Source organism: Qipengyuania marincola (assembly GCF_029688625.1).
In the GTDB taxonomy this organism is placed as follows: Bacteria; Pseudomonadota; Alphaproteobacteria; order Sphingomonadales; family Sphingomonadaceae; genus Qipengyuania.
This window is the reverse complement of the sequence record NZ_JARULC010000001.1, coordinates 29,920-55,941: the sequence shown is the minus strand read 5'-3', so window position 1 is coordinate 55,941 and position 26,022 is coordinate 29,920. Positions and strand designations below refer to the sequence as shown.

Genomic DNA, 26,022 nt, shown 5'->3' with positions numbered 1-26,022 from the left:
TAGTGACCTGCATGGCATTTTTGCCACATGCTTGTCGACAATGTGAAATAATCCGTCAATTCATCTACCAAGTCTTGAAATGAAACGCGCTTATCGGCATCGTTTCTAACATCGACTAGTGCCTAGGATGGGGCACATTCTTAGAGGAGAGGCACATGAAAAGATTTCCATCACGCCACCATTGCGCCCTTGGTGCATTGGCAGCGGCACTTGCCTTCACACCGACAGCCGCCTTCGCCCAGGATGTTGGCGAACCCGATGCGGATCTGGTTGAAGGGGCCGATGTCGAAGACCAAAACGTAATCATTGTTACCGCGCAAGGGCGATCGCAGGTCTTGGCGGATGTTCCAGTCGCCGTGTCAGCTGTTTCCGGAGAAACCCTCCAGAATTCGGGCGCCAGCGACATACGTGAGCTGAACCAGGTTGCACCGTCCCTGCTGGTGTCTTCCACCGGCAACGAAGCTAACGGTTCCGCGCGTATTCGCGGTATCGGCACGGTCGGCGACAACCCTGGTCTGGAAAGTTCGGTCGCGGTTTTTGTCGATGGAGTCTATCGCTCTCGTTCGGGAAGCGCCCTGAGTGAGCTCGGCCCTATCGACAGGGTCGAAATCCTTCGCGGTCCCCAAGGTACTCTGGGCGGGCGGAACTCATCGGCAGGCCTGATCAATATCTACACCGCACCGCCCGAGTTCGATTTCAGCGCATACGGGGCCTTCACTTATGGCAACTATGATGCGATCCGCGTCGAAGGTGGCATAAACGCTCCGCTTGGCGACACCGTAGCTGCGCGTGTGGACGGCGTGTATTTTGAGCGCGACGGCTTCTACAACGATATTACCAACGGCGGGACGATCAACAATCGCGATCGTTATCTGGTCCGCGGTCAGCTCCTGTTCGAACCCAATGACGACCTGTCCATTCGCCTTGTCGGGGATTATTCCAAAAAGGACGAAGCGTGCTGTGCCGCGACGTTCGTCCAGCCCGAGTTTGCTCCGCTTGCACGGATCAGCGCTGGATTTGATCCCTTTACGAGGCCATCGGATGGGGCCGCCCTGACGAGTACCGCAAATCCGATCGTTCCCGTGTTGCTTGCGCTTGGGCAGGATCCGCGTGCCCTCACCCAGGATACATTCAACCGCGACCTGTACCCTACGCCGGGCAGAAGCTATGAAGGCGAAACCGAAGACTACGGTATTTCCGCTGAGATCAATTGGGATTTCGGGAACGTCACGTTGACGTCTATCACGGGCTACCGTGAATATGCCAACAGCCAGGGATCTGACACCGATTACACTACTGTCGATATTCTCTACCGCGCTCCGACCGAGAATGCTCTTGCTCGAGACTTTGAAACATTCACTCAGGAACTGCGCCTTACCGGTGAGGCCTTCGATGGCAAACTCGATTGGTTGATCGGCGCGTATTACGCCAATGAAGAACTGCAGGTGCGTGACAATCTGCGGTTCGGCACCCAGTACGGCAATTTCGTAGCGTGCCGCATCGCTATCGCGATCAACCCGGCTTTGGTCAATCCGGGGGCTTCCAATTGCCTGGGTGCCAACGTGGCGGCATTGGACGGTACGCTGACCGGAAGCCCGGCATTCGGCGCTGCAACCCCGGCGATCCTCGCAGGTATCAACAACCTTGCAAGCATCAGCGATTTGGGAACGGTCAGCGAGGTCTACAATCAGACGAGTGAGAACTTCGCGTTCTTCACGCATAATATCTTTGCGATCACGGATACGCTCGATTTGACGCTGGGGCTTCGTTATACAAACGAAACCAAGGACTTCGACGCAACTTTCCGCAACGACAACACGGTTTGTCCGACAAACCGCAATCTGCTCGGAGGCTTTCTGGGTGTTCCGACTTTGGCACCTCTGGCCGGTGGTATCATCAGCCTTTCCTGCCAAGGCAATTCGACATCGGAGCTCGATGGAGTTTCTCTCGAAGACTCGCGCGAAGAAGAGGAGTTTACCGGCACGGCTATCCTGAGCTGGAAGCCAACTCCCGATCTGCTAGTCTACGGTTCGTATTCACGCGGCTACAAGGCGGGCGGTTTCAACCTCGACAGGTCTGCACTGTCAAATCCGCTTGCGTTCGATCCGGCCAATATCTCGGCAGCCGCGCTGCAGTTCGATGAAGAAACAGTCGATGCATATGAGATCGGCCTCAAATACTCGACACGCGAGTTCGGGGTTAGCATTGCAGGCTTCCGGCAAGAGTTCAGTAACTTCCAGTTGAACACGTTCAATGGGGCGTTCTACATTGTGCAGACGGTCAATAGTTGCGATAGCGATCTCGGCGGGGCCGACAGAGACGCAAGCGCGACAACCGGTGCATGCTCTTCCGATGAAGTTGCACCAGGTGTGATCGCTCAAGGTGTCGAGATCGAAACCTATCTACGGCCCGCTCGTGATTTGGATATTACCCTTGGCGTCACCTATTCTGATACGAGCTTTGAAGACAATCTTATCGGGGACGATACCGGGGCACCGCTCGACCCCGCACTACGCTTGCTGCCAGGCGACAACCTGTCGAATGCACCAGAGATCGTGGCAACATCGTCGCTTACGTGGACGCCGCCAATCGGCGACAGTGGGCTCGAAGGCCTGGTCTTCGTGAACGCTCGTATGGCTGGTGATTACAACACCGGCTCCGACCTGCTCTTCGGCAAGGAACAGGACAGCTTCGTCGTAGTGAACGGGCGTGTGGGTCTGACCAATATTGCGGATCGCTTCGCGATCGAGGGATGGGTCAATAATTTGTTTGACGTTGGGTATACGCAGGTGGCCTTCAACACGCCTTTCGTGGCTCCGCAACAAACGTTCTCCGCTTTTCTTGCGGAACCGCGGACTTACGGCATCACCGTGCGCGGCAAGTTTTAAACTTACTCGCTAATTGCAAGAGGGTTCGGCGCTTCGCTGTGTCGAGCCCTCTTTTTCGAACTTTTATTTGCTCACGACTTGGTGGCGTCCGAACAAAAGTTCCGTGTGCTCAATATCGTCGATGATGTGATAGGGAGAGGCCGGCAGCGGTGTTCGCTGCATGAATCCCTCTTCGCTGGGCTACCAGCCGCCGGCCCCACAAACGATCTTGCCTCGTCCTGCCATGCTGCCTTACGCTGCGCTCGAGGCCGTCCAGCAGGGCGACCCCAACCGCCGGAACTCTAACTTAACCGGTGGACCACCCTGATGGGGCAGGTCAGGTGGAAGACTACAACCGAAAGAGACCGCCCTCATCCCTTGGCTACGCGACACCGGCGGCGTTCGCCGCCGAACTAGATAAGCAATGGCCTGCTTCGCCACGCCCTACGGGCTCCGCTGCGCAGCCCATTGCTTCAACCGCGCTCATACGCATCAACGCAGCTCGGCTCTAATCCCAGCTGGGGGAAGATCAGGGGGTCACGTCACTCATTGGAAGGCGGCTATCGCGACGCAACTCGCTCTGAAAGTCGTGGGACTATTTTGCAGGTCTTCGAGGAACAGACCTGCTAATTTTCGCCCTGCAGTTAGTTCCATTAGGATAACGCTGTTAGCATACGTAGGCACCGCGGCCGCTAGCCAAAAGGTTGCCAGTAGGACCGTATACACGTGTTTCAGCGACCGAGATATTTTTACCGATCTTGATTATTTTGCCCGATGCTACGAGTGGTCCCGAGGTTGCCGGGCGGTGGTAGTCGACCCTCAGATCGGCGGTCGCCTTGGCCCCTGTACCTTGCGACAATAAGGTGTAGAGCCCGGTTAAATCGATCAGAGAGGCGAGCACGCCGCCATGCGCTGAACCGATTGCCGGGTTTGACACGATCTCGTCGCGCCAAGGCATCTCCAGTTCAAGCTGCTCGTTCGAGCATGACCGTAAAGTGAGGCCAAGCCACCGGTGAAACGGGGCAATCTGCAGGATCTCTTCGAGGCGCTTAGGATCGATCCTTGTCAGATTATCGGTCATGTAACGGCTCCCTGCGGACTGTGATTACGCTTGAGAAAATCGAGTATCGCTGCCGAAAAGGCATCGTTGGCATCGCCAACCACCATATGTGTTGCCTCTGCGATGTCGGTGTATTCAGCGTGTGGAACAAGTTCGAGCAATTGCGCGACCGCGTCTTCGGAAACCAGATCGCTCGATCCGCCGCGAATAATATGCAATGGCAGCGAAAGCCTGCTGGCTGCATCGTTCAGCGCATCAAACTGGCGTTCCTGATGAGCCGGATCGCTTCGCTTGGCTAGTGTGATGTTGCGGATAAAGGCCGGATCCCAATGCCAGTAGTAGCGGCCGTCTTCCTTCTCTCGCAGATAGCGCCGTAAGCCCTTGCCGGCTCCGCGCTTGCGGCGATGTGGCATGTAGCGCGCGATGACCTCTGCCGCTTCGTCCGGTGAAGAGAAACCGGTCTCCACGTGCTCCTCCATAAAGCCGACTACGCGCATAACGCCCCCCGTCTCCATACGCGGCGCGATGTCGACGAGAGTGAGCGACGCGAAGCGGCCCGGCGCAAGGTGTCCTTCGGCGATCAGTCCGGCCAGCCCGCCAAGGGAGGCCCCGACGAGCGCTGGCTTGCGGTCCATTTTTGAAGCGATCGCAACGAGATCTGAAGCGAAGTCGCGCGTTTCGTAAGCGCCCTCGGCAGACCATTCGCTGTCGCCATGACCGCGCATATCAATTGCGATCGGACGAAATCCCGCATTGGCGAGATCGGCTGTGACACGTTTCCATGCGTGACGGGTCTGGCCGCCCCCATGCGCGAGCAAGACCGGTAAAGCATCGGCATTTCCGGTCGCTTCGGCTGCTATGGAGATGCCACCATCTCCCCCGATATGGAAAGTTTGCGACTGCATACCGCAACCTCATATTGTAAATCGATTTACAGTAAACGGCTTTATTTCCTGATCCGCTATGGTAGGTTGCCCTAGATGGCTGCCATGACGGGCTATGACGCGGATACAAAGGGGGGCAAGTTCCCTCACCGATACCGATCGGCTGTTCTTTCTTATGGAGGAAGTGACCCGGCGTTTGCGCAGGACCGCCGATTCTTCGGTTGAACAATTCGGGCTCACGCGGACGCAATGGAGTATATTGGCTTATCTTTCGGAGCCCAGGCATGACCCAGACAGAGCTGGCTCGGGAACTGAAGCTAGAGCGCGCTAGCATCGGCCAGACTATTGATCGCCTGGAAGAACTTGAGCTGGTGGAAAGACGCAGGCGCGAAGAACGACAGGCGCGTTTGGCGGGTTCATTTACGCCCTGCCGCAATCGAGCTACTTCCCAAGATGCGAGTAGAAGCTGATGCAATGTATGCTCGCTTGCTCGGGGGGATCCGTTTTGGGGAACTGGAGCGCTTACGCGGATCGCTGGCTAGGATGCATGACAATCTGGGCAGCGAGCCATAATCACTCGAAATCGAGCCCATGCCCCGCGTTCACGCCCGCGTTTGCCCTTCAGGGGGTCTGATGCTCAGATGAGGGACGCCGAGCGCATGCGATCATAACATCCCGGCAGTCGTGGCAGGCGAGGTGGCCGGAGCCCCCGCACTCACCCAGCGCCGTTCGGTTCCTTATCAGCTTGAGCGACCATCGGATTCAGTTTCTGCTGTAGCGTGAAATCAGCGAGTGTTTGCATGGCGGCACTGCTAGCGAATATGGTTGACGCTGAGCTTGAACACGCCAGGCATGCGCGAGCCTTCCAAGATAGCGCTATGGATAAGCATATGCCGAAAGATGAGATACGTGATTACGCCCCCAACGAAAAGGATGACATCCTTTATTTGCTAGAAGAGGTGAACAGGACCGCTCGGCGGACCTTCGACGCTCTGATCGTGGGGCTCGACCTCAATCAAACACAATGGCGGATCATCGCGTCCTTGTTGCGAGAACCTACGCTAACACAGACCGAGATTTCTCGCCTGCTCGAGCTTGAATCGGCGACGATAGGACAGGCTGTCGCAGTTTTGGTTGAAAAAGGTTTGATCGAGCGAGAGCGGGCGGCGCACGATCGAAGGGTTTGGAACCTCCACCTCACCGAGCAAGTAAGAACCATCTGGCCGGAACTGCGCGAAGCGGCTGATCGACTCCACGAAATTCTCTGGAAGGGAATGTCTGCGCCTCAAATCGACCTCCTGCGTACGATGCTTCGAAAAGTTGCGGAGAATCAGAAGCAGGCTGACACTTGCGAAGAAAGCCGATGAAGCATGATCTGGAAAACAGTGTCGGTGAACTGACGCGGCTAGCAGAACTCGGTCAGATTTTCGCCCGGCACGGTCTGAAAAATCTCGGAAGCTTGCTTGGCTTTATGCCGGTTTCGGAGAATGAGCCAGATACCGAGGACTTGCGTCCTGCATCGGTGGTGGCGCTGTTGCGCGATGTCGGCCCTGTCGGAATAAAGCTTGGCCAGCTCCTGGCGACCAGAAGCGATCTGTTTACACAACCCTGGATTTCCGCGTTCGGCACTCTCCACGACCAGGTGGAACCGCTGCCGTTCGATAAGATCGAACCGGTGATTGTATCGGCTTGGGGCAGCGACTGGGAACGTGAATTCGCCGCTTTCAAGAGAAACCCGATCGCCTCAGCCTCTATCGCGCAGACTTATGTCGCAACCCTGCTGGACGGAAGCGAGACTATCGTGAAAATCCGCCGACCCGGCATGGCGTCTAGGATCGAGGCGGACATGAGGCTGTTGACACGGCTCGCGGGCCTCGCCGAGCGTCGGTCAAGCGACATTGCCCGCTATCGACCCGTGGAATTCCTTCAGACATTCGCCAAGAATTTAGCGCGGGAGATGGACCTGGCGGCAGAAGCACGTGCCTGTGAAAGGATTGGCGGTTATCTGGAGATGCTTGGGGTGAAGACGCCCGCGATCCACTGGGAACTCACAGGCTTGACGATCAATGTGCAGGAAGCCCTGGGCGGAAAGCCCGCGTCGCGGCACCCGGCAACTGATCCGGCAGGGAATGCCCAGTTCGCGAAGCGCTATGCCGATGCAGTGCTACGGATGATCCTTCTCAATGGAGAGTTTCATGGCGACCCGCATCCCGGCAACGTCTTCTGGATGGAAGGGAACCAGGTAGGCTTCATCGATTTTGGCTCGGTCGGCTTTCTCAGCGGCGCGCGGCGTCAGGAAATCGTCCGACTGATTTTCGCTATCGCGAACGGACAGATAGACAAGGTGGCCGATCTGCTGCTCGACTGGGCAGGCAATCCACTCGTGGATCGCGCGCAATTGGTGATGGACCTGGATGAGCTGATCGCGGAATTTAGCGGCACAGCTCTTGCCGGGATAGAATTCGCGGCAATTTTCGATCGGGTTTTCGGATTATTGCGCGATTATCGCCTCGTATTGCCGCCCGACCTCGCTATTTTGCTGCGCACCCTGCTGACCGCAGAGGGCTTCGTTCGCTCTTTGGCGCCGGACTACAATATCGCCGAAGAAACGAAGCCGATCGTGATGCAATTGTTTGCCGAGCGATTTTCGATCGGAGCCGCGCGGGATCATTTGGCCAAGGTCCGCAGTGGCCTGCTGGATTTCTCGGCATCGCTGCCCGAGCTAATCGAGAACGTTACCTCGGTCGCTCGATCGGGTACGATTCAGGTTTCCATCGACCCAGCCAGTCTGAACCATCTGACGCGGGAAGAGGACCGCAGCACCCCCGTCAAGGGTCCGGTGGTGGCAGCGTTGATCATCTCTGCCGCATTGCTGGCCGACCAATCGTTGTTACTGGCAGGAATTGTTCTGGCTTTCGCGGGAATAGCACTCATTCCTAGATGGAACTGATAAGACCACACACAATGAACGCTTAGACCACGGCCGCCCGGCACCGATATTGGCTACATCCGGGGAGAAGAGTGGAAATGACCGAGCAGAAACCTGCCGAGGCGGTGCCTGCCGCCACCATGCTGCTGGTGCGGGATGAACCGGAGTTTCAGGTTCTCATGGTGAAGCGACATCATCAGATCGACTTCGCATCTGGAGCACTGGTCTTCACTGGCGGGAAACCCCATTCAGATGATTCTTTGGAGGAATGGGCCGCTTACTCTGACGGGTGGGATCAGGTCGATACGACCCAGAGAATTTTAAAGATCGCTGCGATCCGCGAAGCTTACGAGGAGGCTGGCATTTTGCTGGCGGTCAACCGCGATGGCAGCCCTTTCGAAGGGGCCTGTGACCCGGACAGCCGCAGGGCAGTCGAACAGGGCGAAAGATCGTTCCTCGATGTCGTCCGGCAGTCCGATGTGATCTTGCGGCTCGACAGTCTCACCGATTTTGCCCGGTGGATTACCCCGGTCTTCATGAAGAAACGGTTTGACACCTGGTTCTACGTCGCTCGAGCCCCCGAACGCCAGATTGCCGCGTGCGATGGCTATGAGACGGTGGATGCAGAATGGCTGTCACCCAATCGTGCTCTGGAGATGGGCAAATCGGGCGAGCGCACGGTCATTTTCCCGACCCGACTGAACCTGGAACTGTTGTCCAAGGCGAACAGTGCTGCGGACTGCGTAGATCGCGCGCTGGCGCGCACGATCGTGCCTGTCCTGCCGCGGGTCTTGCAGCGAGATGGCAAGAATATCCTGACCATCCCGGAGGATGCAGGTTACTGACCTGCCCCAGAAGAGGCATCACATTCGAGCAATTTTTCCGCGAGTTATCTGACAGTTAGGAATTTGGTCCTCGGCAAAAAGCCCTCAAAAGGCCCTCAAAAACCATCTAATGCATTGGTTCGATGCCTTTTTCAGGACTCGGAATTGTCTCAGCAGCTTCGAATGGCAAGGTAGTTCAATGTCTCCTTTGCGCCCCAATCTCGGAAGTAGAGCGGGTCGGGCGACCACCCCAAAAGCTGACGAAGGAGAGGGTTGGGGAAGCGCCGCGAAAGCGTGACGGCATAGAATATTTCGCTGAGCTGAGGAAAACGGTCGACCTCGACGAGCCGCCCATTCTCGAGTTCGTCCTTGACGACGATGGGCGGGACAACGGCCAGTCCGGCTCCCTCGCGCGCCAGGAGCCGGATCATTGCCATGTCATCGACCTCTGCGGCGATCCGGGGACGGATGTGCAGGCGGTCGAACAGAGCATCAATGCCGGATCGGATACTGCTCTCAACGGTCGGAAGGACGAGCGGCTCACGGGCAAGCAAGACCTCGAATGCGGCATTCGTGCCGATCCTGTCGGGCGTCCCGATAAGGCTGACCGGCTGCTCGGCGATCGCATGAGATATCCATGGCGTCGCGGCGTCGCGCGGCGGCGCCATGTTGGCGAGGACCACATCAAGGCGGTGTGCTTCGAGATTGTTGAGCAGATCACCGAGCGCGCCGGAGCGAATGACGACCTCGACGTCGTCGCGGCCGAGTAGCGGTCGCAGGAAACCGATCTGGAAGTTCCGCGACAGCGTCGCCAGAGACCCTACGCGGAGCACTTCACGCCGACCGGACCTGCGTTCGCCGAGCGTGTTGAGCAGATCCTCGCCAGTAGCGAAAATGGAATCGGCGTGATCCAGCGCGATCCGGCCCGCTTCGGTGAGAACGAGCGAGCGGCCGCGCCGTTCGAACAGCGGCTGTCCCAGGCGCTCCTCGAGGTGCCGGAGCTGGGAGGAGACCGCAGACTGCGACACGTTCAACCGTTCGGCGGCGCGCGTCAGGTTCCCCTCATGCGCGACGGCGTGGAAATACCGCAAGTGATGAAAGTTCAGTTCGGGCATACCGTTCAGATAAACAGAACGATAAGCCCGGAACAATGTATTTTAATTGAGGCTGGGACGCGGCTTAGAAGCGCGTCAGTTCTGAACCGGACCGGAAGCCAGCCTGCCAATGACCTACGATCTCGTCCCCCTGATCGCGCCCTCCATCCTGCTGCTGGCCGCGCTGGTCGCCTTCCTTAGGCCCGGCCGGCGCCCGAAGCTCGTCCCGAAGGTCACCGAAGGGGCGGCGCTTCTGGCTCTTGCCGCCGCGATCGGCTCGGCGGCGCTGCTAGCGGCAGAGGGCGCACACACAGGACCGCTTCTCGGTCTGGCCGATGTCGGTCTCTCGACCCGGGTAGATGTCGTGAGCGTCACCATGCTGGTGCTGGTCGCCTTCGTCGGCTGGATCGTGCTGCGCTATTCGGCGTCCTATCTCGATGGCGAGGTGCGGCAGGGCGCGTTCCTCGGCTGGATGGCGGCGACGCTCGCTGCCGTGCTTCTCCTCGTACAGGCGGGCAACCTCGCTCACTTCGTCCTTGCTTGGATCGCAACCAGCCTTTGCCTGCATCGGCTCCTGCTGTTCTACAGGAGCCGCGTTCAGGCCCTGAGAGCGGCGCGCAAGAAGTTCATCGTCGCACGTGTCGGCGACACGGCTCTGATCGGCGCAACCATCCTGCTCGCGATTGGATATGACACGCTCGATATTGCGACCATCCTGAACGGTGCGCGCGATGGCGTCATGCCCGCTGGCGTGACCTGGGCCGCCGGGCTGCTCGCGCTCGCCGCTATACTAAAGTCCGCTCAGTTCCCGGTTCATGGCTGGCTGACCGAGGTAATGGAGACGCCGACCCCGGTCTCGGCACTGCTGCATGCCGGCGTCATCAACGGTGGCGGTTTTCTGCTCATCCGCTTCGCCGACGTGATGCTGCTCAGCTCGGGCGTGCTGGCCATGCTGGTGATGATCGGCGGCTTCACGGCCCTCTTTGCCGGCCTAGCCATGCTCTCTCAGTCGGCGGTCAAGAACTCGCTCGCCTGGTCGACCATCGCCCAAATGGGTTTCATGATCATGCAGTGCGGTCTGGCGCTGTTCCCGCTGGCGCTCCTGCACATCGTAGCCCATTCGCTCTATAAAGCGCACGCTTTTCTCGCCTCGGGGACCGCCGTCGATCTGGTGGCCTCGATCCGCCGTCCCGGCCCGATTGCCATCCCGAACGGCTGGGCCGTGCTGCGCGCCTTTGCGCTGGCGTTTACGATCTACGCGGTGATCGGGTTTGGCTTCGGGTTCGACACCAAGTCGCCCCAAGCGATTGCGCTCGGCGCGATCCTGATCTTCGGCGTCGCCTATCTGCTGGCCCAAGGGCTCGCCGACGCCGCGCCGCGCGTCCTGACCCGCCGCACCGCGCTCTTCGCAGTCGCCGCCTCGATCAGCTACTTCGCTCTGCAGACAGGCGCCGAATGGCTGGCGAAGGGCACACTGCCTACGACGCCCGCGCCGGGTCCGCTCGAATGGGCGCTGGTGGTGCTCTCCCTGGTCAGCTTCGGCATCGTCGCATTCGCGCAGGCGATGTTCCCACTCTGGTCCAACCACCCGGCGGCTGCGGGCCTGCGCGTCCATCTGTCGAACGGCCTCTACGCCAACGCGGTGTTCGACCGGCTGATTGGCAACTGGTCCGCGCGGCGCTCGTCCTGACGCTCTGGAGACGATGAACCCATGACAATGAACCACACGAACACGTCGATCGATCTCCAGGCGCTCAAAGCGACCGCCGACGCCGCGGCGCGCCAGATCCCGCCGCTCTGGCCGCTCGCCTCCTATGTCGCGGTCAACCCGTTTCTGGGTCAGACGACCGAGACATTGGCAGAGACCGGAGCCCGGCTGGCGCGCGTCGGCGGGATTCCAGTGACGATGCCGCGGCGTTGGTATCGCGACCGGATCGCCACCGGCGAAATCACCGATGCCGACTTGGCCGCAGCGCTCTCCGCCTCGTCCCATGTCCTCAAGCCCGGTGGCCTCGCCGCGCTCAAGACCGCTGCCGCAGAAGAGAGCCCGGCGTTCGCACCCCTGCCGACCGTCGCTGAGCTTGCGGCGAAGGCCAGCGGCATCGACTGGCCGGGCATCATCGCCGACCGGATCGGGGTCTGGGCGGGCGGCTATTTCGATCGCGGACAGGCGCTTTGGGCCGTCGCGCGCGGGCGGTCGGCCTGGGCTGCGTGGCGCGCCTATGCAACGCACGACTTGACGCCGGAGATCATGGGCCTCGACGGGTTCGCGGCTTTTGTCGCCAAATCGCTCCAGAACCCGGTCGAGGCGCTGGCCCGCGCCGTCGAACGGCTCGGCCTCAGCCAAGCCGCCCTTGATACCTATTTCCATCAGCTATTGCTGGCGCTCGGCGGCTGGGCGCAGTTCGCCCGCTACGAATTGTGGCGCGCCGAATTGGCCGAGCAAACCGATGCGACGATCACCGACCTGTTGGCGATCCGGCTGCTTTGGGAAGAGGCGCTGGTCACGCAATACAAGACCGCGATCGACGATGAGTGGGCAACCGCGCGGAACGCCCATCAGGCGCCCCTTGCCGCGAGTGAGGCTGGCGTCATCGACGAGATTCTGCAGGAGGCGGCCGAACGTGCTGCCCAGCGCAAACTTGCAGAGACGCTCGAAGCACAGACGCCAAAGGCTACTTCGGACCGTCCGTCCCTGCAGGCAGCCTTCTGTATCGATGTGCGCTCCGAGGTTTTCCGCCGCGCGCTCGAAGCGGTCGATCCCTCGATCCGCACGCTCGGCTTCGCCGGCTTCTTCGGCGTGTTCGCGAAGCACCGCCGGTTCGCCTCCGATGTCGAGGAATTGCGCTTGCCGGTGCTGCTCAATCCGACCTTGAGCTCGTCCTCGGGCCAAGAGGATGATAAGCCAGCGGATCTCGCGGCGCGCTACCGGGCGCGGGCCAAGCGGGCTTGGGGTCGCTTCAAGCTGGCGGCTGTGTCCTCCTTCGCTTTCGTCGAGGCGATGGGTCCGGTCTATGTCGGCAAGCTGTTGCGCGACGGCCTGGGCCTCAGCCCCATGCCGGTCCCGAATGATCCGGCGCCGCGCTTCGACCCCGAGCTCGATCTCGATACCCGCATCGGCGCCGCCGAGACGGTGCTGCGAGCCATGTCGCTGACCGACGGCTTCGCGCGGGTCGTCCTGCTCGCGGGCCACGGCGCCAACGTCGTCAACAATCCCCATGCCAGCGGCCTGCATTGCGGCGCCTGCGGCGGGTATTCGGGCGAGGTCAATGCCCGCCTTCTCGCGCAGTTGCTGAATGATAAAGAGGTGCGCGAAGGCCTGAGCGGACGCGGCATCACGGTTCCGGACGACACGCTGTTCGTCGCCGCGCTCCATGACACGACTACCGACCGGGTAACGCTCTACGATCGCGACGTGACAACCGAGGATCATGCCGGAGATCTGAAACAAGTCCGACAATGGCTCGAAGCTGCCGGGAAAGTGACGCGCGGCGAACGCGCGTTGCGCCTGCCCCGTGCTGGCCAGGAAGGCGATATCGCCAAGCGCGCGCGCGACTGGGCCCAGGTGCGACCTGAATGGGCGCTCGCCGGGTGCAAGGCTTTCATTGCGGCGCCGCGCTATCGCACCGGCGGGCGCAACCTTGAAGGCCGTGCCTTCCTGCATGACTATGACTGGCACCAGGACCAAGAGCGCGGCTTCGGCGTTCTCGAACTGATCATGACCGCGCCCGTCGTGGTGGCGAGCTGGATCAGCCTCCAATATTACGGTTCAACAGTTGCACCAGAGACGTTCGGGTCGGGCAACAAGCTGCTGCATAATGTTGTCGGTGGGATCGGCGTCCTCGAGGGCAATGGCGGCAACATGCGCGCCGGTCTGCCATGGCAGTCGATCCATGACGGCGAGAACTACATTCATGATCCCCTGCGGCTCTCGGTCTGCATCGAGGCACCGCGCGAGACGATGACCGACATACTTGAGAGCAACGACGGTGTGCGTGCCCTATTCGACAATCGCTGGCTCCATCTCTTTGCGATGGATGAACACGGTCGGCTCGCCTGGCGCTACGCAGGCGGCTTAAAATGGGAGCCGTTCGAGGAAACAACCGCTCCCCGGCAGCTCGAGGCGGTCCCGTGACGGCCGCGCGGGCAGTATCGCGGCTCTCGCATCTCGACCGCCTCGAAGCCGAGGCGATCCATATTCTGCGCGAGGGCGTCGCCGAGGGAAGGAAGCCGGTGATGCTGTTCTCGGCGGGCAAGGACTCGACCGTCCTCGCCCACCTAGCGCTGCGCGCCTTCTATCCGTCGCCGCCGCCTTTTCCGCTGCTCCATGTCGACTCCACCTGGGAGTTCCGCTCACTGATTGCGTTTCGCGACGCCTTCGCCGAGCGGCACGGGTTCGAACTGGTCGTCTACGCCAACGAAGTGGGCCGCGCCGCCGGCCTCAACCCGCTCGATCATGGCGACGCCTACACCACCGCCATGCGCACCGATGCGCTTAAACAAGCGCTCGACCTTGGCGGCTACGATATCATTTTCGGAGGCGCGCGGCGCGACGAGGAGCGGTCGCGCGCCAAGGAACGCATCTTCTCGGTGCGCAACGAGCATCATGGCTGGGATCCGCGCCAGCAACGCCCCGAACTCTGGCAATCGTTCAACACTCGGCTGGCCAAAGGCCAATCTCTCCGGGTCTTCCCACTCTCCAACTGGACCGAGACCGACATCTGGGCCTACGCGCTTTCGCGCGAGATCGAACTGGCGCCTCTCTATTTCGCCGAGCCGCGTCCGGTAATCGAACGCGACGGGGCCCTGATCGTCGTCGACGATCTCGCGCGCCTGCCGCTTCGGTCGGGCGAGAACGCCACCACCCGCACCGTTCGTTTCCGGACGCTCGGTTGCTGGCCGGTCACTGCAGCGATGGAGTCCGGAGCTCGCGACCTGACCGGGGTCATTCGGGAGACCCTGACCGCCGGCGCATCGGAACGGCAAGGCCGGTTGTCGGACCGAGATGGCGCGGGGTCACTCGAGCGCCAAAAGCAGGAAGGCTATTTCTGATGGGTGCGGCCTTGATGGAGACGACACCCGCATTTTCCGTTGCAGGCAAGTGTGCCGTCCTGGCGTCCATGCACGGCAAAGAACAGGTGATCCGTCCGCTGCTCGAAGGCGGGCTCGGGCTCGATATGGTCCTGCCGGACCGGTTCGACACCGATCAATTCGGTACCTTTAGCCGGGAAATCGCGCGATCAGGCAGCCAGCTCGACGCAGCACGCGCCAAGATCGCCGCCGCCTTCGATCACGAGCCGGGGGCTAAGGTCGCCATTGCCAGCGAGGGGAGCTTCGTGCCGCATCCTTCGATCCCCTTCATGCCGCTGAATCGCGAGATCGTCGTGATGCGCGACCGCGAGACTGACCTCGAACTGATTGGTCATCATGCCGATCTCTCGACCAATTTCGCGCATGAGGTGATGGAAACGACCCCGGCCGCAACCCGCTTTGCGGAGCGGATTGGCTTCCCTGCCCACGGCGTGATCGTCATCGGCATGCGTGACGGCAAGCCTTCGCCCGAGACATATCTTTGCAAGGTAGTGCGGACCATGGCGGAATTGAGCGAGAGCGTGGATGAGGCGCTGGTGCTTGGGGGCGTCGCGCATATCGAAACGGACATGCGCGCGTACCGCAACCCCACTCGGATGCGCGCAATCAAGCGGGCGATGATCGATCTCGTCCGTATCTATCCCAGCCCGTGCCCTGAATGTGCTCGGCCGGGTTTCACCGTCACCGAACGGCTCACCGGCCTGCCTTGTGCATGTTGCGGAGAGCCGACACTCGCGTTGCGAGCGGAGGTGTCGGTCTGTGCAGGGTGCGGTCATCGGATCGAGGAAGCGGTCGAGGCCGCGACCGCCGATCCCGGCCAATGCCCGGCCTGCAACCCCTGATGCGTTTTTCCACGGAGAAGAGAATGGAAACCAAGCGCCTAATGGAAGCATCCCTGCAAGCGGCGGAAGACCGGATCGACTGGGTGCTGGCACATCCGGGAATGAGCGACTGGCTCAAGCAGTCGCTGCGCTCGGCCCGTGAGCGTGACCCGGTCGAAGTGCTAAACGACCTTGAGCTGCTTCAGAACTTATTGGGTCCTCGGTCCAAGATTCACATCCAGCGAGAAATAGGCAAGCCCGGTGCGCAATGACATGAGCTGCTGCGCTTTACTCCCGGCCGCGATCTCCTTGGTATGAACATTGAGGCTTTGGCATAGGCATTATTACTGCGGATGGGTCTGTGGCCGGACGACTTTGAAGCCTCCGCGAGCTAAAAGCGGACTGTCCCTTTTCGGCCCACGCAGCGACGTCCCGAGCGTTACCTCTTCGGCCATAGGGGCCGAGGAGACAAGCAACGGGATGCTCACGGTATGATACAGCCACGCGGCATCGTCCGGCATGGAACGCTGGCAAGAATGTCGGGACGAAGCGACCACTGACGCAAAAGCAGATTTGGGCGATCCGGTTTCATCTCGATCGCGAAGGACGTCTGAGAGACAAGGCGCTCTTCGATCTTGCCATCGACAGCAAGCTACGCGGTTGCGATCTGATGAAGATCAAGATCGGTGACGTTGTTGCGGGCGCTGATATCCGCAATCGAGCGGTCATCCAGCAGAAGACCAACCGGCCGGTGCAGTTCGAGCTCACCGCCGATGTTCGAGCTACCTTGCTAGCGTGGCTGGAACGCCGAGGCGGCTCGATTAGCGACTACCTGTTCCAAAGCCGCGTCGATCCAGCAGGCCATATGAGCACGAGGCAGTATGCGCGCCTTGTCGATGAATGAGTGACTGCCATTGGACTGCGCAAATCAGAATACGGGACGCACTCGCTTCGGCGGACGAAGGCGGCCATGATCTACCGCGCAACCGGTGATATCCGAGCTATCCAAATTTTGCTCGGTCACACCAAGATTGAGAACACGGTGCGATATCTCGGTGTCGACGTCGAAGACGCTCTGCTGCTGGCGGAGAAGACCGAAATCTGATCCCATCTGCGGTCGATCGGCCAGACCGGTCGACCGCTTTCGAGTCGCGGGCAGCACGATCCTGTAGGTCAACATTGTGGTGGGTTTGCGACAGTCTGTTTCTGGAGCGGGGATTTGAGAAACGGACATTTCTACGACAGCACGTCATGAGTTGGAATCGGGGACCGATAGCTCGCAAGTTGCTGATAGAATCTCGGCCAAAGCGATTAGCACTGTGAGGTTTGAGAGAGCTATGTGGTTCGGGCGGCCTGATCAAAAAGAAGCCCGAAGCCAAATATTAGGACGTTTCCTCAGTTGATCCGTCTCGCCGATCTCCCGCATCCGGTATCGGAAACTTGAACTGAGCCTCGAACGTATCGCCCTGCACTCCGGTATCGATCGATCCTTCAAGCTGCCGCGCGAAAGCGGTTATGAGCCGGGTCCCCACTCCTTGCGATGCAACGGTACCGATGCGTTGCGACGCTATCTGATTTGAAACGCGCAGCGTTACCGTGTCGACGGAACGGATCAGCGCGACCTTAATCTGACATTTGTTGTCAACGCTCATGCCGTATTTTACCGCGTTGGTGAGCAGCTCGTTGAGAGCCAAGGCGATAGTAACCGCATAGTGTGAGGGCAGGATTACCTCGTCACATCGTATAGCGATCCTGCACTGGTCCGCATTCCCATCGATTGTACGCGAGAAGCTGCGCGCGAACTGCTCGATCAAACTGCCCGCAGCGACCTGTTCGACACCGGCGTCTTTAAACAGCTCGCCGTGCACATCTGCGATGGCTGCAATGCGTGTTGCTGCAAGGCGCAGGGCTTCCTGCACGCTGGGATCATCGCTTGCGCGCAGTTGCTGGGCCAACATTGCCGAGGCAATGGCGAGTGAGTTCTTTATCCGGTGATTGCTTTCGACAACGAGCGCGGCATTGCGCTTGGACAACTCGGCAAGTTCCGCCCGCGCGTGCTCTATGTCGCTCATCTCCACAAAAGCACCGAACAGTTTCAGCTTTGCATCGTCCGGATCGCGCTCGATACCGGCACGGACACGTATATGGCGCGCTTTCTGTTCGCCCGGAACCAAGACCCGGTAATCGAACGCTGCAGGCGTTCCGGCACCGCCGGCCATCGCTCGGGCGACCTCTTTATGCACCGCAGGAAGATCTTCAGGAGAGACCCGCTCGAAGAAAGGGTTGGCATGTTCTCCAGCCTCGCCATGTGCGAAGCCGAACATCGCGTCTATGCCTGGACTGCGTTCGAACAGGTCGGTCTCGGGATCGTAAGAGAAAAAGCTGATGCCCGCGCTTTGCTCGGCAGCTCGCTTCTCGGCCGCAACCAGCTTGCGGGCGCGCACTTCTTCCGTGACATCCTGCGATCGCTGTAGGATCGCAGCGATCTTGCCGTCGTGATGAACCGGCCAGTGAATAACTGACCAGAAACGCTGCTCGAATACACCGTCTTCGGTGGGGAGATCGTGCTGTAATTCGAGATCAGGAGATGGCGCGCCGCTCTCAAGGATGTCATTGACGATGCCGCGGATCGCTTCCTCAGCGCTGGCTGCCTCGCTTTCAGGATTCGGCGCGAAAGCCTCGAACATGGGTTTACCGACAATTTCCGTAACACCCCTGCCGGTCATACGGACATGGGCTTCGTTCGCATAGAGAAGGGTCAGCGCATCGTCCGCTGCAAATAGCAGCATGGGCGATGGACTGGCGCAAACCGTCTGGCAAACGCTGTTGATGAGGGAGGTTGGCACGGGCGGCATCAATAACCTCTAGCGCCTAAGACGTTAGTTCACGACAAATTTCTGTCGCTTTGGATCGCCTCGAAAAATTCATCTGTCGGCACGCCCTCCACCAGGCACTTAAGCGTATGGGCAACTACGCTGGAGGGCATGGGTTTGGGGATAATCGGCGCGTTGAACCGGGCAAGCAGCTCCGCGTTCCCTTCGACGTCACCGGTGTGAAAGACGAACGGAATACGAAGTTCGATGAGTCTTTCGGCGATGGGGATACTCGTCTCCTCCCGAGATAAGTTCACATCGAGTACTGCGGCTTCGAAGACAGTCTGTCTCACCACACGGTGAGCATCCTCGCACGACGCATACACTGAGGTCTTAAATCCAACTTCTTCCAGACCATGTTCGAGGTCCATAGCGATGAACGGTTCGTCTTCGACAATCAGCGCGCCTAGCGAGGTGAAATGATGTACGTTGTCTGACATATGCCAGCATACTGATCGTCAGAAAATTTGTTTCCTTGCAGTTCAAGAACGTCATGCGATCGGTGTCTTTGGCGGATGAAGTCGTGGCGCTCCAACTCCGATAATTTCTTCAGGTCTCACGGGCTCAGACCGCCACGCAGCTCGCCGCAAAATGTGAAGTAAGCGCAGGAAGGTTTTAACTTTCGATGTCCCTAAGCCATTTCAGCGACCCAGCTTCCATTCCTTTGAACTTGGGGTCATCCGCCAACGGGGCGACCAGAAGTGCCGCGCCATCCTTCAGTTGCCATTTAATCCGATGATACAGTTTTGAGCGGGTCAGTTCGCTCTGGATGAGATAGAGTCCGTCACGCAATCTGATGCCGTCACCACACAAGTCGAGGTCCTTTGGACCATAATCCGGATCAAAGAACAGGAGATAAAGGTTCATCTGGTTATAAATAGGCTGATAATATGAAGTTACAAATTGAGTCTTAGCAGGCCGTACAAGCCAATCTCGCCGGGGGTGACGTGACCCCCTGATTTTCCTCCACGAGCGATTAGAGTCTGGCCTTGAAGGAAGGACAGACGATGAAGCGTACGAGGTTCACCGAAGAGCAGATCATCGGCGTGCTCAAGGAGGCAGAGGCGGGTGCGAAGACCGCGGACCTCGCCCGTCGGCACGGTGTATCTGAAGCGACGATCTACAACTGGAAGTCGGAGTATGGCGGGATGGAAGTGTCCGATGCCCGCCGACTGAAGGAGCTCGAGAGCGAGAACGCCAAGCTCAAGCGGCTGCTGGCCGATGCGATGCTGGACAAGGCTTCTCTGACCCGAAGGGCGGCGAAGCCAACGATCTTCTGGCAAAAAAGTTCTGACGCCCGCCGCGCAGCGGGAAGCTGTTGCTCATCTCCAGGTGTGCCATGGGATGAGCGAGCGGCGGGCGTGCCGTGTTATCGATGCTGATCGCAAGAGCGTGCGTTACCGCTCCACCCGAGACGATGATGCCGAGCTTCGCGAGAAGCTGCGCGAGCTGGCCAATGAGCGTCGCCGGTTCGGCTATCGCCGTCTGCATATCCTGCTGCGCCGGGAGGGGAAGATGATCAACCGGAAGAAGACCCAGAGGCTCTACAAGGAAGAAGGGCTGGCAGTGAGGCGACGACTAAGCCGCAGGCGTGCTGTCGGCACAAGGGCACCTGCTCCGGTTCTGGCGCTGCCGAACCAGCGCTGGAGCCTGGACTTTGTTCACGACCAGATGGCTTCGGGAAGACGGTTCCGGGTGCTCAACGTGGTCGATGACGTGACCCGGGAGTGCCTGGCAGCGGTGCCGGACACCTCGATCTCTGGTCGCCGTGTCGTTCGCGAGCTGACCGCACTGATCGAACAGCGCGGCAAGCCAGGCATGATCGTCAGCGACAATGGCACCGAGCTCACCAGCAACGCTGTGCTGGCATGATGCGGCTAGGTCGGCGTGGAGTGGCATTACACCGCGCCCGGAAGGCCGATGCAGAATGGCTATGTCGAGAGGTAGGCCTTCGGCCAGCTGCGCTTCCAATTTTGAGCATTGCCCATGCCCGTGTCGAGATCGCGGCCTGGGTCGAAGACTACAATCGGGAGCGACCATACTCGTCTCTCGGTTATGCAACACCGGCGGCGTTCGCCGCTGAACGGGATAAGCAATGGCCTGCTTCGCTACGCCCTACGGGCTCCGCTACGCAGCCCATTGCTTCAACCGCGCTTATGCGCAAAACAACCGCCCGGCTCTAATCCCAGCTGGGGGAAAGCTGGGGTCACGTCACTTACCTTCAAACGCCCTGCGACCGGTGATTTCGATGTCGTCTTCCTGGACCACAAGATAGACATCTTGATCCTCAAGGCTCGCCAATGTGTCGACTTCGAGCTCTTAACCTGGAATGTCAGCGATGAACGTCGCATCGCGCAGCATGTCTTTCGCAACGCGAAGCTCTTGACCGACATTAATATCAACCGGCACTTCGCGAAGGCGATCGATAAGCACAGCGAAAAGCCGCGCCCCGTCCGCTTCGATCCAAAAACCGCGATCGGTCGGAACCGAGGGCATGCTCACCTCGCCGCTAAAATCGTCTCGTCCGATAAATTCTGTCGGGTTCTCGACTACGTCGCCAAGCGCATAATTCGCTTTAGCAACCGTCGCGGTAGGAAGGTCATCGTTTACGACCGTTGCTCGATGGGAAGCATTGGAAAGCTCGGCAGTGGTATCGACTACCGCATCGTCATCGTCGGCAGCTGTCGCCAACCAAAACAAGAGTGCGGCCAGTAACACCAATGCCAGCAATATCCATGGCCACCATGGTCGTCTTCTTCTTCACTGGTATTTCGTCCACCTTCATCTTCCATTGCTGCGAAATGCCACGATCAAACGATGGGATGCCGCCGGGTCCGGCTCCGAACTTTCGGACCAACATTTATCAACTCGGTGTCAGTCGACGAACGCTAGAGCAATTGCGCAATAGATGCAGAAACCCAATCAGAAGGAGCTACGGCCATGACCGGAGACATCAACACGTGGTTCAACAGTGTGAACCGCCTGGAAGATATTCTGCTTTCGGCAACGGTGATTTATCTGGCGATCATCATTCTCGTACGAATTTCGGGGAAACGCACCACTTCGCAGATGAACAATTTCGACTGGATTATAACTGTGGCTCTGGGCGGCCTGGTTACATCTGGCATACTTCTCGAAAACGTCTCGGTCGCAGACGCTTTGGTGGCAGCCTCATGGCTCATGCTCCTCCAATGGCTGATGACGAGCATCGTGCTGAGAAGCGATATGGTCGCCAACCTTATTAAGGCGAGGCCAACCCTCTTGGTTGATAACGGCGATTATCTGCGCGACAACATGCGTAAGGAACGCATCAGTGACGCGGAAATCATGGGCGCATTGCGCGAAAACGGTTTGCACGAGATCGGCCAGGCTAAGTGGGTCATTCTGGAAACCGATGCCAGTTTCAGCGTTATCGCCGATAATGACGAGCGGCCCGAAGAACCGCAAATTCTTGCCAATGTCGGTGGCCGTCCGCAGGCAGACGGATAGCTAGTTCTACTATTGCGAGAAGCACCCATAATGACAATGGCCCTACTTCGGAGCCAGACTTTCGTCTCCGACGTATTCAGCGACCGAGGCGAACATGCTGATTGATAAATGTTACTCCAAAGAAACTGGATAGCTATCTTCGCGTTCTCAGAACGTTCGCGAAAGGAAATCGACATGCTGATGAGACTCGCCGCCTTGGGCGCATTGGGGTATATCGGATATCGTCAATTCTCGAAGAAACGAAGCGCGCCAGCCTACGCTAAAGGGGAACCCGACGATGGTGTACGCAACGCCGGTCCAGAAGCAACCCGCGATGAGACTAAGGAAAATTGGGACGAAACCGACCAGGCTCTGGACGAGAGTTTTCCGGCGAGCGATCCGCCAGCGAAGTATTGAATGAGTTCCAAGCAGCAGGCGATCAACGTTCTTGCGGAGCAATCCATTGGCGTCGGGTGAAGATCTCAGCGAACAGCGCACCGACTTAGCCGAAGACCGGACGATCCTTGCGAATGAACGCACCTTTGCAGGATGGATGCGCACCGGCATGGCTGCGGTCGGTATTGGCTTGGCCTTCAATGCGGTCTTCACGAAGATCGAACCGGCATGGGTGGCACGCGCGATTGCCAGCGTCTTTATTGTCGTCGGCATTACAATTTTCTACCTTGCCGAAAACAAGGCGTGCAGCGTGATCGAACGTATGGATCCGCACGAGATCGAGCCGATCAAGCAGTTCAATATGAAGCTTATCGCTAGCCTGATGTCCCTCGCAGCCGTTTTGCTGCTCATCGCGATCTGGTTCTTGATGTGACGGTGTTCCGCATCGTCGCATTTCGGTTCATACGCTCATAGTCGTGGACGAACCCTTCTTCGCTTTTGCACCTTACCACATCCTGCTCGCAGGATGCGGATTGGCGATCGTTTTTGCTTATTGGCTTCCACGATGTTTCTCAGGTCGCGAACCAGCAGCTTCCGGACTGTTGATCCTCGGTAGACTGGCGGTCTTCGGTCTTTTGCCAGGCGTACCGGAGGCCTTCAGCCCGCTTGATCAGCCCGTTTTTTGGAATTTGCGTCCGAACTTGCTGTTATCATAGCGCTGTTTGGAACGGGCCTTCGGCTCGATCGCATTGCCGATTTTGCTAAATGGTCGCGCAATCAGGCTGCTGTTGATAGCGATGACTTTGTGCATTCTGGCAGTGGCCCTTGATGGAATGCTGATCGGTATGACACTAGCTGGTGCAGTGTTGCTCGCAGCGGTCCTGGTGCCAACCGATCCCGTGCTCGCTGCCGATGTTCAGGTGGGTCCGCCGCTCGAGGGTGGCGAACATCCAGTACGCTTTGCGCTAAAGACCGAAGCGGGCCTGAATGATGGACTGGCGTTCCCATTCGTCTATCTCGGCATTTTCCTTGTTGCCGCAACAGGCACAGCCGAAGAGTAGCTATGGAAATGGTTCGGGCTGTACGTCAATTACAAGATAGTGATCGGCACTCTCGCTGGATTTGTCGCTGGATGGCTTCTGGGCAAGGTATTGTTCGCCCTCCCCCGCAACAATCCGCTTGCAACAACGTCCTCAGGCGTGATTGCGTTTGCCGCTGTTCTTCTGACCTACGGCGCGACCGAATTGATTGAAGGATATGGGCTCATTGCAGCGTTTGCGATGGGACTTATTTTGCGGCGCGGGGAATCAGATCATGATTATCACACGCGCCTACATAGCTTTTCCGAAGCACTCGAGCATGCGTTGACAGCAATCCTATTGGTCCTGCTCGGCGGTGCTTTGCCGGTGCTATGGCCCTACCTCGATTGGCCTCATGCGCTGCTCGGCTGCGCGCTCATCTTTCTCATTCGGCCAGCGACGGGAATGGTATCGCTGTTCGGCAGCGATCTATCTCTTCGGCAACGAGCGATCATCTCCTTTTATGGTTGCGCGGGCTGGGCTCGATCTATTATCTCGTTTATGCTGTAGGACAGCTCGATCTTGTCGATGAAGGCGAATTGTGGGCAACGGTCGGTTTCACGATCCTTCTTTCCACGCTCGTTCATGGCTTCACTACAGGGGCGGTGGTTTCCAAAGCCACAAACACCGCGCATCGATAGTTCTTGGGTCGGCCGCTCAAATCGTGACCCTTGCTAGAATCGACAAACACCAGCATGAGAAGCTGCAACTTGCGAACCAGCCATATCAACGGCTGAACAATGACATAGCGATCCCAAAACGCGAACTGACGCAATTTGGTCCGCTGCGAAAGGATCGCCATGCTTACCGATTTATTTTTGAAGGGTCGTCTGCGGCACGACTTAAGCGACGAAGAAAAACGTGCCTTGGATAATGCGGTCGCGCGCACCGTCGATTTGGAACCGCGAAAGACACTTGTAGAGCGCGGAGAGCGGATCGAAAACTCCTACTTCATCGTCGAAGGATCCATGCTTCGACATTTGGACGACCAGAAGGGCGAGCGACAACTGGTCGGGGTTAATATCGTTGGAGATTTCGTCGATCCGCATGGCTTTGCCATGAAGCGTCTGGACCATTCGGTCGGGACACTGGACGCTGTGAAAGTGGCGCAGGTGCCGCATAAAGCAATCGCAGAGCTAGTGGATCAGTATCCACATCTTGGGCGAGTTATGTGGTTTTCCACCATGCTCGATGCTGCCATGCATCGAACATGGATATTCCGGCTTGGTCGGCTTAACGCGGAGGGACGCATTGCGCATCTCGTCTGCGAGCTAATCGAGCGATTGAGGCTAGTCGGGCGCTATGACGGGCAGAATTTCCCGATACCCTTGCTACAACGCGATTTCGCCGAAGCGTGCGGCATTACCACAGTGCATGCCAATCGCAGCTTTCGTACGCTGCGCGAGCGCGGTCTGCTCATCGCACAAGGTGACGGCGAAATAGAAATTCTCGATGAAGTTGGCTTGTGCAAGTTGGCACAATTCTCGCCCGATTATCTCTATGGTAAAGGTGATCTTGCTCTTGATGGCCTCTATGATCGCTGAGCGAGTACGTCTCGATAAATATCGATGGTTTCACGCGCCATTCGCGTTGAGGAGAAGCGCTCCTCAAACCGCCCGCGGATTTGCTGCCTGTCGAGCTCCTGAACCTTTTCGATCGCGCGCTCCGCTTCTTCGATCGAGTTCACGACATACCCGGTAAGACCATCTTCGACGATTTCGTTAGCGCTGCCTCGGTTCCATGCAATAACCGGCGTCCCGCAGGCCATCGCTTCGATCATCACCAGGCCAAATGGCTCGGGCCAGTCGATTGGGAAGATAAACGCCATTGCATCGCCTAAGAGGGATTGCTTTTGTGCGTCATCTACGCTGCCAATGTGCTCAACGGTTTTGCCAAGATGCGGAGCGACTTTTTGGGCGAAATAGTCTGGGTTGCCCGGATCGATCGGCCCGGCGAGCTTTAGCGGGAGCGCGGAATTGTGCGCGACCTGAATGGCTCGATCTGGACGCTTCTGGTCGGTCATGCGGCCTAGAAAGGCGAGATAGCGACCTGAGCCTTCGCCTCGCGTATAACGATCCTTCGGCAGCCCATGATGGACAATGCCGGCGAGCGAGGAGTGCGGCACCGCGCGGGACTGGTCGTGCGAGATGGCGATGATCTTCTCCCTGGGAAAAGCGCGGAAGTGTTCGACATGATCTGGTTCGTCCGCACGCCAATGGATAGTGCGCACCGCCGGAACATCGAAAGCAGCGCAAACTCCACTCGCATGAGCGCTTCCATGCAGGTGAAGAATATCGAAGTCGCGCGCGTAGCGCACGAGATCGCACAGCTGCTGCGCTTCCAGTTCAGCCGGTAACCCCGGCGGTGCCTGGGCTACGTTTTCTTTGTATGCGGATACCGAGGAATAGTCGCCGGTCAACTGCGCGCGCTCAATCTTGCAATCGGCGGGTCCGAACACGGTTACATCATGATCGCGTGTCTGCTCACGCACCAGATCGGCGATGACCCTTTCGGTTCCTCCATATTGTTTAGGTGGGACCGGATATATGACCGGCGCGATATGCGCGATCTTTAGGCGATGTAACATTTATTACTCGATTCATTAGAAACGAGGATGGGGTTACGCCAGTTAGACC

General features: G+C 58.7%; 25 protein-coding genes and 3 pseudogenes. 20 read left to right on the top strand and 8 right to left on the bottom strand.

The features are described 5' to 3' along the window. Window positions 1-155 precede the first annotated feature (155 nt). Entirely contained in the window at window positions 156-2,888 is a 2,733-nt protein-coding gene (locus P8Q88_RS00320; RefSeq protein WP_034922553.1) for a TonB-dependent receptor, read from the top strand. Window positions 2,889-3,199: 311 nt separating this feature from the next. Continuing rightward, window positions 3,200-3,379, top strand: a pseudogene (locus P8Q88_RS00315) (IS3 family transposase); the annotation flags it as partial. A 155-nt stretch (window positions 3,380-3,534) separates the two neighbouring features. Here the strand turns inward: P8Q88_RS00315 and P8Q88_RS00310 are convergent. Further along, entirely contained in the window at window positions 3,535-3,948 is a 414-nt protein-coding gene (locus P8Q88_RS00310) for a hotdog fold thioesterase (RefSeq protein ID WP_006834195.1), read from the bottom strand. Then, window positions 3,945-4,832: an alpha/beta fold hydrolase gene (locus tag P8Q88_RS00305; RefSeq protein WP_011415890.1), complete on the bottom strand. Its 888-nt coding sequence runs from the start codon at window positions 4,830-4,832 to the stop codon at window positions 3,945-3,947. The genes P8Q88_RS00310 and P8Q88_RS00305 overlap by 4 nt, the downstream gene beginning before the upstream one ends. Before the next feature lie 263 nt (window positions 4,833-5,095). On the opposite strand from P8Q88_RS00305, the gene P8Q88_RS00300 reads away from it, so the two are divergent. The 4 genes from P8Q88_RS00300 (at window position 5,096) to P8Q88_RS00285 (ending at window position 8,585) form a co-directional block, all read left to right on the top strand. Next, entirely contained in the window at window positions 5,096-5,281 is a 186-nt protein-coding gene (locus tag P8Q88_RS00300) for a MarR family transcriptional regulator (RefSeq protein ID WP_228135198.1), read from the top strand. A 408-nt stretch (window positions 5,282-5,689) separates the two neighbouring features. After that, window positions 5,690-6,178, top strand: a complete 489-nt coding sequence (locus P8Q88_RS00295; protein WP_094744504.1) for a MarR family winged helix-turn-helix transcriptional regulator — start codon at window positions 5,690-5,692, stop codon at window positions 6,176-6,178. Then, the gene (locus P8Q88_RS00290; RefSeq protein ID WP_278321858.1) at window positions 6,175-7,761 is read left to right on the top strand and encodes an ABC1 kinase family protein; all 1,587 of its coding nucleotides are present in this window, start codon (window positions 6,175-6,177) and stop codon (window positions 7,759-7,761) included. Before P8Q88_RS00295 ends, P8Q88_RS00290 begins: the two co-directional genes overlap by 4 nt. 77 nt (window positions 7,762-7,838) lie before the next feature. Beyond that, window positions 7,839-8,585: an NUDIX hydrolase gene (locus tag P8Q88_RS00285; protein ID WP_512700428.1), complete on the top strand. Its 747-nt coding sequence runs from the start codon at window positions 7,839-7,841 to the stop codon at window positions 8,583-8,585. Between the two features lie 149 nt (window positions 8,586-8,734). On the opposite strand, the gene P8Q88_RS00280 is transcribed toward P8Q88_RS00285, so the two are convergent. Next, window positions 8,735-9,679, bottom strand: a complete 945-nt coding sequence (locus tag P8Q88_RS00280; RefSeq protein ID WP_278321856.1) for a LysR family transcriptional regulator — start codon at window positions 9,677-9,679, stop codon at window positions 8,735-8,737. Between the two features lie 109 nt (window positions 9,680-9,788). Here P8Q88_RS00280 and P8Q88_RS00275 point away from each other — a divergent pair, with 109 nt between their 5' ends. The 6 genes and pseudogenes from P8Q88_RS00275 to P8Q88_RS00250 all read left to right on the top strand — a co-directional run. Next, on the top strand, window positions 9,789-11,348 hold the full coding sequence (locus tag P8Q88_RS00275; RefSeq protein ID WP_278321855.1) for a proton-conducting transporter transmembrane domain-containing protein: 1,560 nt from the start codon (window positions 9,789-9,791) through the stop codon (window positions 11,346-11,348). A 21-nt stretch (window positions 11,349-11,369) separates the two neighbouring features. Continuing rightward, window positions 11,370-13,793 (top strand): YbcC family protein, encoded by a 2,424-nt coding sequence (locus P8Q88_RS00270; protein WP_278321854.1) that lies wholly within the window; start codon window positions 11,370-11,372, stop codon window positions 13,791-13,793. Continuing rightward, window positions 13,739-14,710: a sulfate adenylyltransferase subunit CysD gene (cysD, locus tag P8Q88_RS00265; protein WP_278321853.1), complete on the top strand. Its 972-nt coding sequence runs from the start codon at window positions 13,739-13,741 to the stop codon at window positions 14,708-14,710. Before P8Q88_RS00270 ends, cysD begins: the two co-directional genes overlap by 55 nt. 14 nt (window positions 14,711-14,724) lie before the next feature. Continuing rightward, window positions 14,725-15,591, top strand: a complete 867-nt coding sequence (locus P8Q88_RS00260) for a DUF6671 family protein (RefSeq protein WP_278321852.1) — start codon at window positions 14,725-14,727, stop codon at window positions 15,589-15,591. Between the two features lie 23 nt (window positions 15,592-15,614). Next, a complete protein-coding gene (locus P8Q88_RS00255) occupies window positions 15,615-15,842 on the top strand; it encodes a hypothetical protein (protein WP_278321851.1) in 228 nt (75 codons plus the stop codon). A gap of 239 nt (window positions 15,843-16,081) precedes the next feature. After that, window positions 16,082-16,675: pseudogene (locus tag P8Q88_RS00250) on the top strand (tyrosine-type recombinase/integrase); the annotation flags it as partial. Between the two features lie 277 nt (window positions 16,676-16,952). Here P8Q88_RS00250 and P8Q88_RS00245 read toward each other — a convergent pair. From P8Q88_RS00245 to P8Q88_RS00235, 3 genes are all read right to left on the bottom strand, one after another. Continuing rightward, window positions 16,953-18,425, bottom strand: coding sequence for a sensor histidine kinase (locus tag P8Q88_RS00245; protein WP_278321850.1), 1,473 nt, complete (start codon window positions 18,423-18,425; stop codon window positions 16,953-16,955). A gap of 29 nt (window positions 18,426-18,454) precedes the next feature. Further along, window positions 18,455-18,883, bottom strand: coding sequence for a response regulator (locus P8Q88_RS00240; protein WP_278321849.1), 429 nt, complete (start codon window positions 18,881-18,883; stop codon window positions 18,455-18,457). Between the two features lie 175 nt (window positions 18,884-19,058). Continuing rightward, on the bottom strand, window positions 19,059-19,310 hold the full coding sequence (locus P8Q88_RS00235; RefSeq protein ID WP_278321848.1) for a hypothetical protein: 252 nt from the start codon (window positions 19,308-19,310) through the stop codon (window positions 19,059-19,061). Window positions 19,311-19,450: 140 nt separating this feature from the next. Here P8Q88_RS00235 and P8Q88_RS00230 point away from each other — a divergent pair. The 7 genes and pseudogenes from P8Q88_RS00230 (at window position 19,451) to P8Q88_RS00200 (ending at window position 23,896) form a co-directional block, all read left to right on the top strand. Further along, window positions 19,451-20,626, top strand: a pseudogene (locus P8Q88_RS00230) (IS3 family transposase). Between the two features lie 97 nt (window positions 20,627-20,723). Further along, the gene (locus P8Q88_RS00225) at window positions 20,724-21,158 is read left to right on the top strand and encodes a hypothetical protein (RefSeq protein ID WP_278321847.1); all 435 of its coding nucleotides are present in this window, start codon (window positions 20,724-20,726) and stop codon (window positions 21,156-21,158) included. Between the two features lie 225 nt (window positions 21,159-21,383). Further along, window positions 21,384-21,932 carry a DUF421 domain-containing protein gene (locus P8Q88_RS00220; protein ID WP_278321846.1) on the top strand — a complete coding sequence of 183 codons (549 nt, stop codon included), beginning with the start codon at window positions 21,384-21,386 and terminating at the stop codon, window positions 21,930-21,932. Window positions 21,933-22,112: 180 nt separating this feature from the next. Then, on the top strand, window positions 22,113-22,328 hold the full coding sequence (locus tag P8Q88_RS00215; RefSeq protein ID WP_278321845.1) for a hypothetical protein: 216 nt from the start codon (window positions 22,113-22,115) through the stop codon (window positions 22,326-22,328). A 46-nt stretch (window positions 22,329-22,374) separates the two neighbouring features. Next, a complete protein-coding gene (locus P8Q88_RS00210; protein WP_278321844.1) occupies window positions 22,375-22,740 on the top strand; it encodes a YidH family protein in 366 nt (121 codons plus the stop codon). Window positions 22,741-23,029: 289 nt separating this feature from the next. Beyond that, a complete protein-coding gene (locus P8Q88_RS00205; RefSeq protein WP_278321843.1) occupies window positions 23,030-23,368 on the top strand; it encodes a cation:proton antiporter in 339 nt (112 codons plus the stop codon). Window positions 23,369-23,407: 39 nt separating this feature from the next. After that, window positions 23,408-23,896: a cation:proton antiporter domain-containing protein gene (locus tag P8Q88_RS00200; RefSeq protein WP_278321842.1), complete on the top strand. Its 489-nt coding sequence runs from the start codon at window positions 23,408-23,410 to the stop codon at window positions 23,894-23,896. A gap of 73 nt (window positions 23,897-23,969) precedes the next feature. Here the strand turns inward: P8Q88_RS00200 and P8Q88_RS00195 are convergent, their stop codons facing one another. Continuing rightward, window positions 23,970-24,188 carry a hypothetical protein gene (locus tag P8Q88_RS00195; protein WP_278321840.1) on the bottom strand — a complete coding sequence of 73 codons (219 nt, stop codon included), beginning with the start codon at window positions 24,186-24,188 and terminating at the stop codon, window positions 23,970-23,972. Here P8Q88_RS00195 and P8Q88_RS00190 point away from each other — a divergent pair. Continuing rightward, window positions 24,187-24,930, top strand: a complete 744-nt coding sequence (locus tag P8Q88_RS00190) for a Crp/Fnr family transcriptional regulator (protein WP_278321839.1) — start codon at window positions 24,187-24,189, stop codon at window positions 24,928-24,930. The two genes, P8Q88_RS00195 and P8Q88_RS00190, sit on opposite strands and share 2 nt — an antisense overlap. Here P8Q88_RS00190 and P8Q88_RS00185 read toward each other — a convergent pair. Continuing rightward, the gene (locus tag P8Q88_RS00185; protein ID WP_278321838.1) at window positions 24,918-25,973 is read right to left on the bottom strand and encodes a glycosyltransferase family 4 protein; all 1,056 of its coding nucleotides are present in this window, start codon (window positions 25,971-25,973) and stop codon (window positions 24,918-24,920) included. The genes P8Q88_RS00190 and P8Q88_RS00185 overlap by 13 nt on opposite strands. Window positions 25,974-26,022 lie beyond the last annotated feature (49 nt).

Coding starts and splice junctions, on each gene's coding strand:
- P8Q88_RS00320 (WP_034922553.1), top strand. CDS start 156: ATGAAAAGATTTCCATCACGCCACCATTGCGCCCTTGGTGCATTGGCA.
- P8Q88_RS00310 (WP_006834195.1), bottom strand. CDS start 3,948: ATGACCGATAATCTGACAAGGATCGATCCTAAGCGCCTCGAAGAGATC.
- P8Q88_RS00305 (WP_011415890.1), bottom strand. CDS start 4,832: ATGCAGTCGCAAACTTTCCATATCGGGGGAGATGGTGGCATCTCCATA.
- P8Q88_RS00300 (WP_228135198.1), top strand. CDS start 5,096: ATGACCCAGACAGAGCTGGCTCGGGAACTGAAGCTAGAGCGCGCTAGC.
- P8Q88_RS00295 (WP_094744504.1), top strand. CDS start 5,690: ATGGATAAGCATATGCCGAAAGATGAGATACGTGATTACGCCCCCAAC.
- P8Q88_RS00290 (WP_278321858.1), top strand. CDS start 6,175: ATGAAGCATGATCTGGAAAACAGTGTCGGTGAACTGACGCGGCTAGCA.
- P8Q88_RS00285 (WP_512700428.1), top strand. CDS start 7,839: ATGACCGAGCAGAAACCTGCCGAGGCGGTGCCTGCCGCCACCATGCTG.
- P8Q88_RS00280 (WP_278321856.1), bottom strand. CDS start 9,679: ATGCCCGAACTGAACTTTCATCACTTGCGGTATTTCCACGCCGTCGCG.
- P8Q88_RS00275 (WP_278321855.1), top strand. CDS start 9,789: ATGACCTACGATCTCGTCCCCCTGATCGCGCCCTCCATCCTGCTGCTG.
- P8Q88_RS00270 (WP_278321854.1), top strand. CDS start 11,370: ATGACAATGAACCACACGAACACGTCGATCGATCTCCAGGCGCTCAAA.
- cysD (WP_278321853.1), top strand. CDS start 13,739: ATGGGAGCCGTTCGAGGAAACAACCGCTCCCCGGCAGCTCGAGGCGGT.
- P8Q88_RS00260 (WP_278321852.1), top strand. CDS start 14,725: ATGGAGACGACACCCGCATTTTCCGTTGCAGGCAAGTGTGCCGTCCTG.
- P8Q88_RS00255 (WP_278321851.1), top strand. CDS start 15,615: ATGGAAACCAAGCGCCTAATGGAAGCATCCCTGCAAGCGGCGGAAGAC.
- P8Q88_RS00245 (WP_278321850.1), bottom strand. CDS start 18,425: ATGCCGCCCGTGCCAACCTCCCTCATCAACAGCGTTTGCCAGACGGTT.
- P8Q88_RS00240 (WP_278321849.1), bottom strand. CDS start 18,883: ATGTCAGACAACGTACATCATTTCACCTCGCTAGGCGCGCTGATTGTC.
- P8Q88_RS00235 (WP_278321848.1), bottom strand. CDS start 19,310: ATGAACCTTTATCTCCTGTTCTTTGATCCGGATTATGGTCCAAAGGAC.
- P8Q88_RS00220 (WP_278321846.1), top strand. CDS start 21,384: ATGACCGGAGACATCAACACGTGGTTCAACAGTGTGAACCGCCTGGAA.
- P8Q88_RS00215 (WP_278321845.1), top strand. CDS start 22,113: ATGAGACTCGCCGCCTTGGGCGCATTGGGGTATATCGGATATCGTCAA.
- P8Q88_RS00190 (WP_278321839.1), top strand. CDS start 24,187: ATGCTTACCGATTTATTTTTGAAGGGTCGTCTGCGGCACGACTTAAGC.
- P8Q88_RS00195 (WP_278321840.1), bottom strand. CDS start 24,188: ATGGCGATCCTTTCGCAGCGGACCAAATTGCGTCAGTTCGCGTTTTGG.
- P8Q88_RS00185 (WP_278321838.1), bottom strand. CDS start 25,973: ATGTTACATCGCCTAAAGATCGCGCATATCGCGCCGGTCATATATCCG.